A 15,849-nucleotide genomic window follows, 5' to 3' on the forward strand; every position below is an offset into this window, starting at 1 on the left:
TCCCAGGGATATTTCATGAAACAAACACAACGTCATGACGCCATTATCGAGCTGGTAAAAAAACAGGGATATGTCAGTACGGAAGAGCTGGTTGAGCAGTTTGCCGTCAGCCCACAGACCATTCGTCGTGACCTGAACGACCTTGCCGAACAAAAGATGATCCTGCGCCACCACGGTGGCGCAGCGCTGCCTTCCAGTTCGGTAAATACCTCCTGGCACGACAGGAAGGCCACCCAGACGCAGGAAAAAGAGCGTATTGCCCGCAAGGTGGCCAGCCAAATCCCCGATGGCGCGACGTTGTTCATCGATATCGGCACCACGCCGGAAGCGGTGGCGCATGCGCTGCTGGAGCATAACGATCTGCGCATCGTCACCAACAACCTTAATGTGGCCACCACGCTGATGGTGAAAGAGGATTTCCGCATTATTCTGGCGGGCGGCGAGCTGCGCAGTCGGGATGGCGGCATTATCGGCGAAGCGACGCTGGACTTTATCTCCCAGTTTCGCCTTGATTTCGGCATTCTCGGTATCAGCGGCGTAGACAGCGACGGTTCGCTGCTGGAGTTTGATTACCATGAAGTGCGCACCAAACGCGCGATCATTGAAAACTCTCGCCACGTGATGCTGGTGGTGGATCACTCGAAATTTGGGCGCAATGCGATGGTGAATATGGGCAGCATCAGCATGGTCGATGCGGTCTACACCGATGTGATGCCGCCGGCAGGGGTACTGAAAGTTATTACGGACAACAACCTTCAGCTGGAACTGTGCTAAACGGCGTTAAACGCCGTAGCCCATCATTTTAAGCAACCGCTGGGCGTGCTGTACCGCATCCTGGCGGTGTGCGACTCCCAGCTTCTGATACAGATTACGAATGTGGGTTTTAATGGTCGTGGCCGCCACGTCCAGCTCACCGGCAATCTGTTCGTTGCTGTAGCCGGAATAGATCAGCCCCAGTACCTGCCATTCACGCTGGGTCAGCGGGCTGGTGCGAATCAGTTCCGGGACTTCCGGGTGACTCAGCAGCCGTTCGACAAAGCCCTCATCAAAGTGGGCAAACTTATGGCGATGGTGCTGGTTGATATCGCGCAGGATGCGCTGGGCACGGTGCTGTTCCAGCTCCGGCAGCGTATTGAGCTGAATCAGCTGGCGCAGCTGCTGCGCCATGGCTTCGCCTTCAATCACAAAGTGGTTGATAAACCCGGTGCGGTTGGCGAGCGCGAGCGCCTCCAGCAGGACTTTCTGCGCCTCGCTTTTCCGTCCTGCCTGCCAGTAAAGCTGGTTGAGCAATAGCAGGTTGCGGTTAATATCGCTCATCAGACGCAGCGAGCGGGCATTGTCGTTTAGCTCTTCCAGCACCATTTCCGCCGAGTCAAAATCACCCAGCAGAATTTGCGCCCTGGCGATGTTGCGCCACTGGCTTTGCAGGAAGTGGTTATTGGCGAATTCGGGTTTCGGCGTCTGGCGCAGCCAGTTGGCGGCCGCGGCTTTATCACCGACCATCTGCCAGTAGATCACCCGGACTTTATCGGCATTCGAAACCCAGTCGCTATGATAGTGACCGTTGCCGAGCAGGTTTTCCAGGCGGTTGAGGTGGCTGCGGGCGTTATCCAGATCGCCGCGTGCCAGCGAGCACTGCACCATCAGAGCCAGACACTGCAGCTGCTGCTGCGGTTGATAGCTTGACAGGACATCCATGCCATTACGTGCGGACGCTTCCGCCTCATCCAGCCGCGCCCAGGCCCACAGCAGCTGTGAGCGAATACGCAGCAGGAATTCATGCATCGGCAGCTGCTCGAGATGCTGCTCGCGGATAAGCTGGAAAGCTTTCTCCTGCACTTCCCAGGCGGCCTGCAGGAAGCCCTGGGCAAAGAGAATCTCGCTTTGCTGGATCATGCTCCACAGCGCGTAATGCCAGATGTCGTGGCGGCGGGCCATCTGCTCCGTCTGTTGCATCACCGCCAGAGATTTACTTAACTGGCCTTTACAATGCAGCACTTCGCCATGCACCGATGTAGCCACAATTCGGCTGTAGTAGCTGGCCAACGGCAGCTCTTCTAACGCGACCATGGACAGACGCTCGGCCTCTTCCTGATCGCCGGCATTAATGGCCACCTGTGCACGCAGGGCGTTGAAATCGCCATGCATCGCGGTATCCATTTTCATGTCCATCTCCTGCTCGGCGCGCGCCAGCAGGGTGTTGACTTCGCTGTAACGGTGCTGGCTTTGCATCAGCCAGGCCTGCAGCAGGAGCAGACGCGGATTTTCCAGCAGGTTTGACCATGGCAGCGCCGCCAGCGACTGTTCGAGCAGTCCCAGTTCGCTGTGGTTGAACATGCCCCAGGCGTGATTCAGTAAAATATCGCGCAGCATTTTCGCATCGCCGGCCGCCAGCGCATGATGAATGGCTTCGCTGGGGAAGCCCAGCGCCATCCAGCCTTCGGCGGCAGAGCGGTGAATTTCAGGTAATTCGGTTGCCAGCTCCCACTGGCAGCGCTGGCGCAGGAAATTGCCAAACAGGGGGTGATAGCGGAACCATTCGCCGGAGTCGTCCATCCGCTGCATGAACAGGCCCTGACGCTCAATCTCTTCCAGCTGCATTTGCCCGTTTTCTTCCCCGGTCACGCGAACGATGAGCGCATCGTTCATTGAACGCAGCAGCGAGCTTTTCAGCAAAACATTACGCGTTCGCGCGTCGACATTATCCAGTACCTCATCCACCAGATAATCGGAGAGATGGCTGGCATTTATACCGGCAAGACGACGGGCGGAGTGGTGGGCGGAAGAGTTATTCTGGCGGGCGGAAAGAGCAATAAGCTGAAGCGCCGTGGCCCAGCCGGCGACGTCGTCGCACAGCCTGCTGCTGTCTTCAGCCTCAATCGGCGAAGCCAGACGACAGTCGAAAAAGAGTTTTGCTTCCTGATGGGTAAACGCCAGCTGCTGGCTGCCGATTTCCAGCAGTTGATCGCGCACGCGCAGGTTGGCAATACCGAGCTGCGGCAGGTTGCGCGAGAGCACCACCAGGGTCATATTCTCCGGCTGATGGCGGAGGAAGAAGCGCATCGCATCGTGAATCACCGGATTGTTGATCAGATGATAATCATCAATCACCAGATACAGCGGGCGCTGCCAGTCGGCAAGCTCAATAAACAGCTGCGCAAAAAGCGAGGGCAGGCTGGCATACTGGCGTTTCTGCACCATGTTTTCGCTGGCCACGCAGTGGCCGCCGGTAGCCTGCTGAACAGAGGCGATCAGATAACTGGCAAAACGCTCCTGTTGGTTATCGCCTTCATCCAGCGAAAACCAGCCAAGTTCATTTTTCCCCGCCGCCCATTGAGAGATGAGCGTTGTCTTGCCGTACCCAGCGGGGCTGGTGACCAACACGAGACGGTAATTGTTCGCGCCGGAAAGTTTAGCCAGCAATCGCTCGCGAACCACGGTGTGTTCAAGGCGGACTGGGCGACTTAATTTAGACGGAATCAACATAGTTAATCATTTCGCTGTGCAAGAGAGGATTTGCGATTTTTTTTGCGCTTCGTAATTAATGACTATTAAGGTCGGCGATAATGAAAATTATTGCAAGTTATGTCCGAATTTTATGCTCTTGAATTTGCACCAGGTCACAAATTCCCAATTAAAACCCTGCGGTTGTAAAACCGGTACCAGCGTGCGTGATTACTGGGTTTTCCCTTGTTCACTGGTCTAAAAAATGGCTTTCACTCCATTTTTTTGTAGTTGTATGTTTTTATTAAGTTAATTTCAGGACAATCTTATAAATAATCGTTTTGGCGTATTTGTGTCATGAGGCAGAGTTATTTTTACACAATGCTTATTTTTATTTCGTGATAATTGCGGAATGGTGTTTTATCCAACGCTTTGTCTCGGCCTGTAACAAATATTCTTCTGATGGTGATGAACAATATAGTGTTTCTGGGTGGTGAATTTTCCAGCATGTTTCTGGCGGAGAGCTACCGTTATAGTGGCCACGATCACACTTTTCGCTCATCCCTGCTGCTCCTCCCTGTCTAATCCCCATCGGGATGAGGACGTTGCTTCAGGAGGTCGGCACACTAACGCCAACGTTTTAGTAAAGGACCCGGATTTCTTATGTCACAGACTTCTTTTAATAAAGATCAGTTTCAGGCTGCACTGACCCGTCAGTGGCAGCATTTTGGCTTACAGTCCGCTTCTGAGATGACCCAGCGTCAGTGGTGGCACGCCGTAAGCGGTGCGCTTGCCGAGCTGTTGGCCGCTCAACCGGTGGCGAAACCCGCCAAAGGGCAGCGTCACGTCAACTATATCTCTATGGAGTTTTTGATCGGTCGTCTGACCGGCAACAACCTGTTGAATCTGGGTTGGTATCAAGGGGTGAGCGATGAGCTGAAGGCTCATGACATTCACCTGACCGATCTGCTGGAAGAAGAGATTGATCCGGGCCTCGGCAACGGCGGTCTGGGCCGTCTGGCGGCATGTTTCCTCGACTCCATGGCGACCGTTGGCCAGTCGGCAACCGGCTATGGCCTGAATTATCAGTATGGTCTGTTCCGTCAGTCTTTCGCAGATGGCCAGCAGGTTGAAGCGCCGGATGACTGGGGGCGTAGCCGCTACCCGTGGTTCCGTCATAACGAACAGCTGGATGTGCAGGTTGGGATCGGCGGTAAGGTCAGCAAAAGCGGCGCCTGGGAACCGGCGTTCGTGATTACCGGCCAGGCCTGGGATCTGCCGGTGCTGGGGTATCGTAATAACGTCGCGCAGCCGCTGCGTCTGTGGCAGGCGACCCATGCTCATCCATTTAATCTGACCAAATTTAACGATGGCGATTTCCTGCGCGCAGAGCAGCAGGGTATCGACGCGGAAAAACTGACTAAAGTGCTTTACCCGAACGATAACCATCAGGCAGGGAAAAAGCTGCGCTTAATGCAGCAATACTTCCAGTGCGCCTGTTCGGTTGCCGATATTCTGCGTCGCCACCATCTGGCGGGTCGTAAGCTGGCAGAACTGGCGGATTACGAAGTGATCCAGCTCAACGATACCCACCCGACCATCGCCATTCCTGAACTGTTGCGCGTGCTGATCGATGAGCACCAGCTGAGCTGGGATGACGCCTGGGCCATTACCAGCAAAACCTTCGCCTACACCAACCATACGCTGATGCCTGAAGCGCTGGAGTGCTGGGACGAGAAGCTGGTTAAAGCCCTGCTGCCGCGTCATATGCAGATCATCAAAGAGATTAACGACAGATTTAAGAAGCTGGTCGAGAAAACCTGGCCTGGCGATAAGCAGGTGTGGGCAAAACTGGCGGTGGTGCATGATAAACAGGTTCGCATGGCGAACATGTGTGTGGTCAGCGGCTTTGCGGTCAACGGCGTTGCCGCGTTGCACTCCGACCTGGTGGTGAAAGATCTGTTCCCGGAATATCACCAGCTGTGGCCGAATAAGTTCCACAACGTGACCAACGGCATTACGCCGCGTCGCTGGATTAAACAGTGCAACCCGGAACTGGCTGCGCTGCTGGATAAGACGCTGAAGAAAGAGTGGGCTAACGATCTCGACCAGCTGATCCATCTGGAGAAATATGCTGACGATGCGGCGTTCCGCCAGACCTACCGTGAGATTAAGCTGGCTAACAAAGTTCGCCTGGCTGAGTTTGTTAAGACGCGTACCGGTATCGAGATCAACCCGCAGGCGATTTTCGATATCCAGATTAAGCGTCTGCACGAGTACAAGCGTCAGCATCTCAATCTGCTGAACATTCTGGCGCAGTACAAAGAGATTCGCGAAAACCCGCAGGCGGACCGCGTACCGCGCGTGTTCCTGTTCGGGGCGAAAGCCGCACCGGGCTACTACCTGGCGAAGAATATTATTTTTGCTATCAACAAGGTGGCGCAGGCGGTGAATAACGATCCGCTGGTGGGCGACAAGCTGAAAGTGGTCTTCCTGCCGGATTACTGCGTCTCTGCGGCGGAAATGCTGATTCCAGCGGCGGATGTCTCTGAACAGATCTCCACGGCGGGGAAAGAAGCCTCCGGTACCGGCAACATGAAGCTGGCGCTGAACGGCGCATTGACCGTCGGGACCCTGGACGGTGCGAACGTTGAAATCGCCGAACAGGTCGGCGAAGAGAATATCTTTATCTTCGGTAATACCGTTGAAGAAGTTAAGGCGCTGAAAGCGAAAGGTTATGACCCGCTGAAATGGCGTAAAAAGGACAAGCTGCTGGATGCGGTCCTGAAAGAGCTGGAAAGCGGCAAGTATAGCGATGGCGACAAGCATGCTTTCGACCAGATGCTGCACAGCCTGCTGAAAGGCGGCGACCCGTACCTGGTGCTGGCTGACTTCGAAGCGTATGTTGCTGCGCAGAAGCAGGTGGATGAGTTGTACCGCGATCAGGAAGCCTGGACTCGTGCGACGATTCTGAATACCGCGCGCTGCGGCATGTTCAGCTCCGACCGCTCAATTCGCGACTATCAACAACGTATCTGGCAGGCAAAACGCTAAGGACAGGCCTATGGAGACTAAACGCCTTGATAACGCCGCGCTGGCGGCGGGAATAAGTCCCGACTACATCAATGCGCACGGTAAGCCGCAGTCGATTGCTGCGGCGACTAAACAACGTCTGCTGGATGCGATGCATCGTACAACAACCGCCACGAAAGTGGCGGTTGACCCGCTGCCGCCGGTGCAGGTTTTCACACACGGCAAGAAAATGTCGCTGCCGGTAGCCGGCCGTGGGGAATTCCAGTGGATCCTCACCACCGAAGAGGGGAAACAGTATCAAGGCAAAGTGCGTGGAGGAGAGCCCCTCCCGCTGCCGGCCAAACTGCCGGAAGGCTATCATTCGCTGACCCTGACTCAGGATGGCGAACGCTGGCATTGTCGGGCGATTGTGACGCCGGTGCGTTGCTATGAACCACAGGCCCTGAAAGAGGGGCAAAAACTGTGGGGCGCCTGCGTACAGCTTTATACGCTGCGCTCGGAGAAAAACTGGGGAATCGGCGATTTTGGTGATTTACGCGCGATGCTGCCGGAGATTTCCCGGCGCGGCGGCGCGTTTATTGGTCTTAACCCGATTCATGCGCTCTATCCGGCAAACCCGGAGAGCGCCAGTCCCTACAGCCCATCCTCACGCCGCTGGCTGAACGTTATCTATATTGACGTTAACGCGGTCGATGATTTTCGTCTGAGCAAAGAGGCGCAGGCCTGGTGGCAATCACCGGAGACGCAGCGGGCATTACAAGCCGCGCGTCAAACCGAGGATGTGGATTATACCGCGGTGACCGCGTTGAAAATGACCGCGCTGCGCATGGCCTGGAAGCGATTTTCCACCCGTCACGATGAGGCGATGGCGGAGTTCCGTCAGTTCGTGCTTCGTGAAGGCGAAAGCCTGTACTGGCAGGCGGCGTATGATGCCCTGCACGCCTGGCACGTACAGCAAGATCCGCTCCGCTGGGGCTGGCCTGCCTGGCCAAAAGCGTATCAGGATATCAGCAGCCCGGAAGTGAAAGCATTCTGCACCGAGCAGGCCGACGAGGTGAGTTTCTACCTCTGGCTGCAGTGGCTGGCGTATTGCCAGTTCGCCGAATGCTGGCACACCAGCCAGCACGACGCGATGCCGATTGGTCTGTACCGCGATCTGGCGGTGGGCGTGGCGGAAGGCGGTTCGGAAACCTGGTGCGACCGCGAGCTGTATTGTCTGAAAGCCTCCGTCGGGGCGCCGCCGGACATTCTTGGCCCGCTGGGGCAAAACTGGGGTCTGCCGCCGATGGATCCGCATATCATCGTCGCCCGTGCCTATGAGCCGTTTATCGAGCTGCTGCGTGCCAACATGCAAAACTGCGGTGCATTGCGCATCGACCATGTGATGTCGGTTCTGCGTCTGTGGTGGATTCCGTATGGTGAAACCGCTGACCACGGCGCCTATGTGCAGTACCCGGTCGACGATCTGCTGTCGATTATGGCGCTGGAGAGTCAGCGTCATCGCTGTATGGTGATTGGCGAAGATCTGGGTACCGTCCCGGTGGAGATTGTCGGCAAGCTGCGTAAGAGCGGCGTCTATTCCTACAAAGTGCTCTATTTCGAAAATGACCATGAGAAGACGTTCCGCGCGCCGCAGACGTATCCGGAACAATCAATGGCGGTGGCGACAACGCATGACCTGCCAACGCTGCGCGGTTACTGGGAAAGCGGAGACCTGACGCTGGGTAAATCGTTAGGTCTGTATCCTGATGAAGTGGTTCTGCGTGGCCTGTATCAGGATCGTGAACGGGCGAAACAGGGGCTGCTGGATGCGCTGCATCAATATGGCTGCCTGCCAAAACGCGCCGGGCATAATGCCTCGCTGATGGCGATGACGTCGACCCTCAATCGCGGGATGCAGCGTTACATTGCGGACAGCAACAGCGCATTGTTGGGGTTACAGCCGGAAGACTGGCTGGAAATGGCGACCCCGGTCAATATCCCGGGCACCAGCAGCGAATATCCGAACTGGCGGCGTAAGCTCTCCACGACCCTTGAGCAGATGTTTGCCGATGAGCGGGTGAATAAGCTGATTAAGGATCTGGATAAGCGGCGCAAAGCGGTCGCTAAGAAGAAATAGTGTCGCCGTTTCCCCGGTGACGCCGGGGAAACGCTGTGAAAAAAGCCAATAAAAAGGCCGGGTCGCGTATGCGGACCCGGCCTTTTTTATGCTGACGCCTGGCTTACACCACCATCCCCAGCAGCAGACAGCCAACCAGGCCGCAGACTGAGATAATGGTTTCCAGCACCGACCACGACCGGATGGTCTCGCCGATGGTGAGGTTGAAGTATTCCTTAAACAGCCAGAATCCCGGATCGTTCACGTGAGAGAAGATAACGCTGCCGGAACCAACCGCAATGACCATCAGTTCCGGGCTGACGCCGGTGGTGGCAATCAGCGGTGCGGCAATCCCGCCGGCGGTGATGGCGGCAACGGTCGCAGAACCGAGCGCAATACGCAGTACCGCCGCGATAGACCAGGCCATAAACAGCGGGGACATGTTGGATTCATGCATGATAGAGGCGATGTATTTATCCATGCCGCTATCCACCAGCACCTGTTTGAAGGCGCCACCGCCGCCGATGATCAACAGCATCATAGCGATAATTTTGATCGAAGAGGTCAGCGTGTCGTTGATCTGCTCCATGGAACGTCCACGGTTCAGGCCGAAGGTGAACAGGGCGATGAGAACCGCAATCAGGGTCGCCATTACCGGGTCGCCGAAGAACTCGGCAACCGGCAGGAAGGCGTGGCCTTTCGGCAGGATCATCTCGGCAACGGCGCGCATCGCCATCAGGATCACCGGTACCAGTGAGGTCCAGACGCTGACGCCAAAGCCCGGCATCTCTTCTTCGGTGAAGGTTTTCGGGTTGTGCAGACCTTCCGGAATCGGTTTATCGATGCCTTTCAGGAAGCGAGCGAAAACCGGACCGGCAAGGATAACCGTCGGAATAGCCAGAATCGTACCGTACAGCAGGGTCTTACCCATATCAGCATGGAAGATTGTGGCAATCGCCGTTGGGCCCGGGTGCGGAGGCAGGAAACCGTGAGTCACGGAGAGCGCGGCCGCCATCGGAACGCCGACGTACAGCAGCGGGATGCGGGCAGACGCGGCAATGGTGAACACCAGCGGCAGCATCAGGACGAAGCCCACTTCGTAGAACAGCGCGAAGCCGACGGTAAAACCGGTCAGCACGACGGCCCACTGGATGTGCTTTTTACCGAACTTAGCGATTAAGGTTGTGGCAATGCGCTGAGCGCCGCCGCAATCCGCCAGCAGCTTACCGAGCATAGCGCCAAAGCCCATGATCAGCGCGAGGCTGCCGAGGGTTCCCCCAACGCCGTTTTTAATGGATACGATGACTTTATCCAGAGGCATGCCTTGCATAAGTCCGACGGCGAGTGCCACCAGAACCAGAGCGATGAAGCCGTTCATTTTGAAACGGATCATCAGCAGTAACAGCAGGGCAACCCCGATAGCAACGATGACTAATGGCATAATTTACCTGGCCTTACATTTGTTATGGGTAACGTCAAATTTCAATCTTTTTCGTTTGCTCTGCCTGAGCCGGCAAACGGTATGGCGCCATAAAATCGACTATCACTCCTGTAGGAAAGGATAGCTGGCTATTTTTATAGCAGCGGTGCCTGAAAGAGATGATACGGGTAACATAGGCGGGTTGAGAATCACCCGCCGGGGTAAAATTTTAAATATGAGACTTAAGTCATACTCTTTCCCGGGTTTTTACCGGGTGGCTCAGGGGGAAATGTTGTGCGGTAACATTGACAGGGGCGGCCCGGCCGGGCAAATGCCGCCGGGCTTAACATCGGGAAGAGGGGCGTACTTAGTAGTAAGAGTGCTCGCCGCGCTGGTGTTCGGTCAGATCGCGCACGCCTTTCAGCTCAGGGAATTCGTTTAGCAGCTGTTTCTCGATCCCTTCTTTCAGGGTCACATCGACCATTGAACAGCCGTTACAACCGCCGCCGAACTGCAGGATGGCCAGACCGTCTTCGGTGATTTCCATCAGCGTGACGCGTCCACCGTGGCCGGCCAGCTGTGGGTTAATCTGGGATTGCAGCATGTATTCAACGCGTTCCATCAGCGGAGCATCGTCGGAAACTTTGCGCATTTTGGCATTCGGTGCTTTCAGCGTCAGCTGAGAGCCAAGCTGATCGGTGACGAAGTCAATTTCAGCGTCTTCCAGATACGGCGCGCTGAGTTCGTCGACATACGCAGTCAGTTGCTCAAACTTCAGCGCCGTGTCGGTGTCTTCCACCGCATCCGGTGGGCAGTAGGATACGCCGCACTCAGCGTTTGGGGTGCCGGGATTAATCACAAATACGCGAATTTGTGTCCCTTCTTCCTGATTTACCAGCAATTTGGCAAAGTGCGCTTGTGCAGCATCGGAAATACGGATCATAGCGTTGGCCTAATAGTTGACTATTTTACTTGGTTATAATACGCCCATCAGCAGGGGTCTACAAGGTACGGCATATACACCATACCTGAACCGTCGCGGCGCCGTTTTGCAAAAGCAGGCGGGATATTTCAGCGACGGTGCTTCCGGTTGTGACGACATCATCCACAATGGCGATATGGAGGCCGCGCACCGATATTTCAAGCTGAAAGGCATTTTTCAGGTTCTGTTTACGCAAGCGTGCGGAGAGATGGTGCTGGGTCGCAGTGCGTCGGTTGCGCCGCAAAGCGTCATGGTGCCAGGCGCACTGCAGCCAGTGCGCCAACGGTCGGCATAGCAGGTCGCTTTGATTGAAGCCTCGCCGCCATTGACGTCGCTGCCACAGCGGGACGCTGACGAGACGGTCTGGCCGGGGAAATCCTTCCCTCTGGCGAACGCGTAACAGCAGCAGACGGGCCAGCGCTGGCGCCAGCTCCGGTCGGCGGGAAAACTTAAGCTGATGTATCAAACCGCTCAGCGGTGGCCGGTAATCATTGACCGTCACCAGCCGTTGCCACGGCGGAGGATCCCGCAGGCAGCGGCCGCAGGAGACTCTGCTGACCGCTGCAGGCAGCCCGCACCGTGGGCAAAGCGAATGGGCAAACGCCAGAGAGGTGGCGCAGCGGGAGCAGATTCCCCAGCGGGCGATCGCCACCGGCATTTGGCATAGCCAGCATAAGCTGTGTGCTGTTAGCATATTTCACCTCGTAATGGTGGAAAGAGAACAGTAACTGATGAACGACATCTGGTGGCAAACCGTGGGGGAAGGAAATTGTCATCTTGTGCTCCTGCACGGATGGGGGCTGAATGCCAGGGTATGGGATTGCGTGACGCCGGAACTGGCCTCGCACTTTACCCTGCATCTGGTTGACCTGCCGGGCTATGGTCGTAGCAGCGGCTTTGGCGCCCTGTCGCTGGAGGAGATGGCGCAGCAGGTACTGAGCCAGGCCCCGGAGCAGGCTATCTGGTTGGGCTGGAGCCTGGGTGGGTTGGTGGCCAGTCAGATTGCCGTGCAACATCCCGGGCGCGTACAGGCGCTGGTCACCGTGGCCTCTTCGCCCTGTTTTGGCGCCGATGGCGACTGGCCCGGGATCAAAGCGGAGGTGCTGAGTGGGTTTCAGCAGCAGCTGAGCCAAGATTTCCAGCGCACCGTGGAGCGGTTTCTGGCGCTGCAAACGATGGGGACGGAAAGCGCTCGTCAGGATGCCCGGGCGTTGAAAAGTACCGTGCTGTCGTTGCCGATGCCATCCTCAGAAGCGTTGAACGGCGGGCTGGAGATCCTTAAAACGGCCGATTTACGCCAGCCGCTGGCCGCATTCACACAGCCATTCCTGCGGCTGTATGGCCGACTGGATGGCCTGGTGCCGCGCAAAATTGTTCCGGTTCTGGATGCATTATGGCCGCAGAGTGAATCCATGGTCTTTGAAAAAGCGGCCCATGCCCCGTTCATCTCGCACCCGCAGGCGTTCTGTGAGCCACTGGTGGCGTTGAAAAATCGCCTGCGCAATTATTTTTAGCAGGCTGTGGCAAAAATCCCGACCATAGCAATACTTAGGTTGTCACGGGGAGCATGCGTTTCTGTCGCCGCCGTGGCCTATAAAAACAACCTTATGGAGAGTTGAGGCTATGAAACTTATTACGGGTATTGTTGCATCTCTGGTGATTGGGTCCCTGTCTTTTGGCGCGTTTGCAGCGAAAGAGATTCAAAAAGATGAAGTGGCGTCAATGAAGCTGACGAAAATCGGCAGCATTACGACCTCAAAAACAACGTCACCGATGGATGCAAAGCGCGATCTGTCGAAGAAGGCGGATGAGCTGGGCGGCAAGTACTTTGTGGTGATTGCCGGTTCGAAAAACGAGAAAACCGTTCACGCAAACGCCGACGTCTACAAATAAGCAAAAGCGGGTCTCAGGACCCGCTTTGGTTTTATTGCTCATAGGCTTATTGCCCAGCGGTATCAGCGCAGCGCCCACCACTCTTGCAAGCAGGCTTTTCCCTCAGGGCAACTTTTGCAGCTGCCGGACAAACAGCCGTTCGCGTCTTCCGTTATGCGCACGGCTTTCCCCATGGCTTCCAGACGACTCAGCATGGCATCGACCAGCGGCTGCGGAGCATGCAGGCGAGCGCTGAGCTGTGTCGCCTGCATACGCCCCTGCAGGGCCAGCATATCGCGTACTTCAATCAACGACGCCATGATAACTCCTTAGTGACAATCACCTGCCGGACTCTGGCAGCAGGATGACGGCGTTTTACGCGTCGCCAGCAGGGAGACATCAACCCGACTGCGTGCCCGGCGTAACAGAGCAAAGACCATGATGTTAAACAGCACCACCGCCAGGATACACACCAGACTGTAGCGCGGATGCTGGCTGAAACTCACGGTCTGGTAGTACAGCGTAGAGAGCGAGTAGGCGATGTTCAGTCCCCATAAGATGGAGAATGACATCCAGCCGCGGCTGGATTCGCGAGCGATAGCCCCCATCACCGAGATGCACGGAATATAGAGCAGAACGAAAATCAGGTAGCTGTAGGCGGCCGCCGCGCTGCCGAATTTGCTGCCCATGACCCCCATGGCGCCGGTTTCCATTTCACCATCGCCTTTGCTGGCTTCGATAGGGTTAGCCAGAACGCTCAGGCTGAAGGTATCTTTCAGGCTCTGCCAGGTTTCGTCCAGCGCGGCCAGCAGTTCGTCGCCGAGGTGGAACTCCTGCGGATTAAACGCTTCATTCTGAATATCTTCGGCGGTGTAGAGCGTGTTCAGCGTCCCGACGACCACCTCTTTCGCCATTGCGCCGGTAAATAGTCCGACGGTGGCCTGCCAGTTATCTTCATGCACGCCAATAGGTTTAAAAATCGGCGTGATAATACGACTGACGGAGGCCAGCGCCGAATCGTTAATGTTGTCCACCAGCTTACCGTTAAGCGAGAAGCTGTTCAGGGCGCTAAGGAAGATACTGACGATGACGATAACTTTACCCGCGCGCAGCACAAAGCCTTTCAGCCGTTGCCAGGTCTGGATGACCAGACTTTTGATATGCGGGACGTGGTAGACCGGTAGCTCCATTACGAACGGCGATGCTTCGCCGCGCATAATGGTGTGTTTGAGCATCAGGCCGGTCAGGATAGCCATCACGATCCCGAGCAGATACAGCGAGAAGACCGCCAGCGCGCCATTCTGACCAAAGAACGCGGCGGCGAACACGGCGAAGATCGCCAGGCGCGCGCCGCAGGACATAAACGGCGCCATCATGATGGTCATCAGGCGTTCGCGCGGTGCATCCAGCGTGCGCGCCCCCATCACCGACGGCACGTTGCAGCCGAAGCCGACAATCAGCGGCACGAAGGATTTCCCCGGTAGCCCCAGCGCCTGCATCAAGCGGTCCATGACGAATGCCGCTCGCGCCATATAGCCGGAATCCTCAAGGAAGGAGAGGAACAGATACATCATGCCGATTTGCGGCACCAGCGGCAGCACGGTGTTGATACCGCCGCCCAGCCCCTGGGCAAGGAAAACGGTTAGCCAGTCCGGGAAATGCAGGGTATAGCCCAGCCACTGAATGCCGTGAATAAAGATAGCCACGGACCCGGCGTCAAAGATGGGTTGTAACGCGCCGCCGATGTTGATCGCCAGCAGGAACATCAGGTACATGACAAATAAGAAGATGGGCAGCCCCAGCACGCGGCTGAGGATGATTTTGTCCATCGCGGTGGTGAAACGACTCGGTTCAGCGGTGAGCGTGTTGCTGACGGCGTCGCAGATGGCGGCAATGCTCTGATAGCGAGCATCCGCGATGTGCAGCGCCGGATCGGCAATTTCCGCACTCAGATTCGCCAGGGCATCGTCGAGCTTATGCGCAGCGTTTCCGGCGTACTCGCGGCTGTAAATATCGCCTTCCAGCATCTGCAGACCCAGCCAGCAACGCTGACGTTGCGGAATTTCTGGCGCCATCTCCTGAGCCAGCTTTTCGGCTTCACGCAGCAGCGGCTGCGGGTAGTGCACCAGCTCAAGCGACGTATTTTGCTGGTGGCGGTCGACGGCCATTTTTAAGGCTTCGATACCGCGTCCGCGAGTCGAGACCAGCGGGATCACCGGGCAACCCAGGCGGGCTGCCAGCGCGTCAACGTCGATCCGGATTTTTTGCTTTTCGGCAATATCCAGCATATTCAACGCAACGATGCAGGGGATGCCCAGCTCCAGCAGCTGCAGCGTCAGATAGAGGTTGCGTTCCAGGTTTGAGGCGTCGACCACGTTAATCAGCATGTCGGCATCGCCGCTGAGGATATAGTGACAGGCGATCTGCTCATCTAAAGAGGTCTGTGAAGAGATCGTCGTCAGCGAATAGGTGCCGGGCAAGTCTACCAGCGTGACCTGGTGGTCAGTGGTGGTAAAGGCTCCTTCTTTGCGTTCGACGGTGACCCCGGCCCAGTTGCCGACGCGCTGACGAGCGCCGGTAAGCTGATTAAATAATGTTGTTTTGCCGGAGTTCGGATTACCAATTAAACCAAGAGTTAACTTTTTCATATTTCAGACTCTGAGTACCGGGTCAGGTGTTATTGTGCAACCGCTTCCAGTTCTATTAAATCGAGATCTTTTTTGCGTAATACCAGACTTACACGTCGGGTTTCGATATGCACGGGATCGCCGAGCGGCGCGACGCGGACCACATTAAAAGAGGAACCTGGCAGCATGCCAAGAGACAATAGTTTCTGACGATAAGCCGGACTAATATCACGAGAGAAACCCGTGATTTTCCACGCACTATCAGGAGTGAATTGCATAGGGCCTACCTGTAATCGCTAACTGAACGAGAGTTTACCGTGTGCGGTCATCGCACAGTACCGGGGAGCATAGTCAACGGAGAAGAAGATATATT

General features: G+C 56.2%; 12 protein-coding genes. 5 read left to right on the plus strand and 7 right to left on the minus strand.

The window, feature by feature from the left end:
• Nucleotides 1–15: 15 nt before the first annotated feature.
• Nucleotides 16–774, plus strand: coding sequence for a DeoR/GlpR family transcriptional regulator (locus AC236I_RS01740; RefSeq protein ID WP_004868507.1), 759 nt, complete (start codon nucleotides 16–18; stop codon nucleotides 772–774).
• A gap of 6 nt (nucleotides 775–780) precedes the next feature.
• Here AC236I_RS01740 and malT read toward each other — a convergent pair whose 3' ends face one another.
• Complete coding sequence (gene malT / locus AC236I_RS01745) at nucleotides 781–3,486, minus strand: HTH-type transcriptional regulator MalT (RefSeq protein ID WP_004868506.1); 2,706 nt, start codon at nucleotides 3,484–3,486, stop codon at nucleotides 781–783.
• 621 nt (nucleotides 3,487–4,107) lie between these two features.
• Here malT and malP point away from each other — a divergent pair.
• Both malP and malQ read left to right on the plus strand, forming a co-directional pair.
• Entirely contained in the window at nucleotides 4,108–6,498 is a 2,391-nt protein-coding gene (gene malP / locus AC236I_RS01750) for a maltodextrin phosphorylase (RefSeq protein ID WP_004868504.1), read from the plus strand.
• Nucleotides 6,499–6,508: 10 nt separating this feature from the next.
• The gene (gene malQ / locus AC236I_RS01755) at nucleotides 6,509–8,596 is read left to right on the plus strand and encodes a 4-alpha-glucanotransferase (protein WP_004868502.1); all 2,088 of its coding nucleotides are present in this window, start codon (nucleotides 6,509–6,511) and stop codon (nucleotides 8,594–8,596) included.
• Nucleotides 8,597–8,699: 103 nt separating this feature from the next.
• Here the strand turns inward: malQ and gntT are convergent, their stop codons facing one another.
• The 3 genes from gntT to gntX form a co-directional block, all read right to left on the minus strand.
• The gene (gntT, locus tag AC236I_RS01760; RefSeq protein ID WP_015585607.1) at nucleotides 8,700–10,016 is read right to left on the minus strand and encodes a gluconate transporter; all 1,317 of its coding nucleotides are present in this window, start codon (nucleotides 10,014–10,016) and stop codon (nucleotides 8,700–8,702) included.
• A gap of 346 nt (nucleotides 10,017–10,362) precedes the next feature.
• The gene (gene nfuA / locus AC236I_RS01765; RefSeq protein WP_004868496.1) at nucleotides 10,363–10,938 is read right to left on the minus strand and encodes a Fe-S biogenesis protein NfuA; all 576 of its coding nucleotides are present in this window, start codon (nucleotides 10,936–10,938) and stop codon (nucleotides 10,363–10,365) included.
• A 58-nt stretch (nucleotides 10,939–10,996) separates the two neighbouring features.
• The gene (gntX, locus tag AC236I_RS01770) at nucleotides 10,997–11,671 is read right to left on the minus strand and encodes a DNA utilization protein GntX (protein ID WP_004868494.1); all 675 of its coding nucleotides are present in this window, start codon (nucleotides 11,669–11,671) and stop codon (nucleotides 10,997–10,999) included.
• Nucleotides 11,672–11,708: 37 nt separating this feature from the next.
• Here gntX and bioH point away from each other — a divergent pair, with 37 nt between their 5' ends.
• Both bioH and AC236I_RS01780 read left to right on the plus strand, forming a co-directional pair.
• Nucleotides 11,709–12,491, plus strand: coding sequence for a pimeloyl-ACP methyl ester esterase BioH (bioH, locus tag AC236I_RS01775; protein ID WP_004868492.1), 783 nt, complete (start codon nucleotides 11,709–11,711; stop codon nucleotides 12,489–12,491).
• 109 nt (nucleotides 12,492–12,600) lie between these two features.
• A complete protein-coding gene (locus AC236I_RS01780) occupies nucleotides 12,601–12,870 on the plus strand; it encodes a YdgH/BhsA/McbA-like domain containing protein (RefSeq protein WP_004868491.1) in 270 nt (89 codons plus the stop codon).
• 62 nt (nucleotides 12,871–12,932) lie between these two features.
• Here AC236I_RS01780 and feoC read toward each other — a convergent pair whose 3' ends face one another.
• The 3 genes from feoC to feoA are packed head-to-tail and all read right to left on the minus strand — an operon-like array spanning nucleotide 12,933 to nucleotide 15,754.
• Complete coding sequence (gene feoC, locus AC236I_RS01785; RefSeq protein WP_015585608.1) at nucleotides 12,933–13,169, minus strand: [Fe-S]-dependent transcriptional repressor FeoC; 237 nt, start codon at nucleotides 13,167–13,169, stop codon at nucleotides 12,933–12,935.
• 9 nt (nucleotides 13,170–13,178) lie between these two features.
• Nucleotides 13,179–15,497 (minus strand): Fe(2+) transporter permease subunit FeoB, encoded by a 2,319-nt coding sequence (gene feoB / locus AC236I_RS01790; RefSeq protein ID WP_015585609.1) that lies wholly within the window; start codon nucleotides 15,495–15,497, stop codon nucleotides 13,179–13,181.
• A 29-nt stretch (nucleotides 15,498–15,526) separates the two neighbouring features.
• Nucleotides 15,527–15,754: a ferrous iron transporter A gene (gene feoA / locus AC236I_RS01795; RefSeq protein ID WP_004868486.1), complete on the minus strand. Its 228-nt coding sequence runs from the start codon at nucleotides 15,752–15,754 to the stop codon at nucleotides 15,527–15,529.
• Nucleotides 15,755–15,849 lie beyond the last annotated feature (95 nt).

The sequence above is a fragment of the Klebsiella sp. Sb-30 genome, assembly GCF_057652795.1.

What these genes read in the sequence shown, in the direction of transcription:
- gntT (WP_015585607.1), bottom strand. Translation starts at nt 10,016, where the DNA reads ATGCCATTAGTCATCGTTGCTATCGGGGTTGCCCTGCTGTTACTGCTG.
- malP (WP_004868504.1), top strand. Translation starts at nt 4,108, where the DNA reads ATGTCACAGACTTCTTTTAATAAAGATCAGTTTCAGGCTGCACTGACC.
- bioH (WP_004868492.1), top strand. Translation starts at nt 11,709, where the DNA reads ATGAACGACATCTGGTGGCAAACCGTGGGGGAAGGAAATTGTCATCTT.
- feoA (WP_004868486.1), bottom strand. Translation starts at nt 15,754, where the DNA reads ATGCAATTCACTCCTGATAGTGCGTGGAAAATCACGGGTTTCTCTCGT.
- malQ (WP_004868502.1), top strand. Translation starts at nt 6,509, where the DNA reads ATGGAGACTAAACGCCTTGATAACGCCGCGCTGGCGGCGGGAATAAGT.
- AC236I_RS01780 (WP_004868491.1), top strand. Translation starts at nt 12,601, where the DNA reads ATGAAACTTATTACGGGTATTGTTGCATCTCTGGTGATTGGGTCCCTG.
- malT (WP_004868506.1), bottom strand. Translation starts at nt 3,486, where the DNA reads ATGTTGATTCCGTCTAAATTAAGTCGCCCAGTCCGCCTTGAACACACC.
- feoC (WP_015585608.1), bottom strand. Translation starts at nt 13,169, where the DNA reads ATGGCGTCGTTGATTGAAGTACGCGATATGCTGGCCCTGCAGGGGCGT.
- feoB (WP_015585609.1), bottom strand. Translation starts at nt 15,497, where the DNA reads ATGAAAAAGTTAACTCTTGGTTTAATTGGTAATCCGAACTCCGGCAAA.
- AC236I_RS01740 (WP_004868507.1), top strand. Translation starts at nt 16, where the DNA reads ATGAAACAAACACAACGTCATGACGCCATTATCGAGCTGGTAAAAAAA.
- gntX (WP_004868494.1), bottom strand. Translation starts at nt 11,671, where the DNA reads ATGCTAACAGCACACAGCTTATGCTGGCTATGCCAAATGCCGGTGGCG.
- nfuA (WP_004868496.1), bottom strand. Translation starts at nt 10,938, where the DNA reads ATGATCCGTATTTCCGATGCTGCACAAGCGCACTTTGCCAAATTGCTG.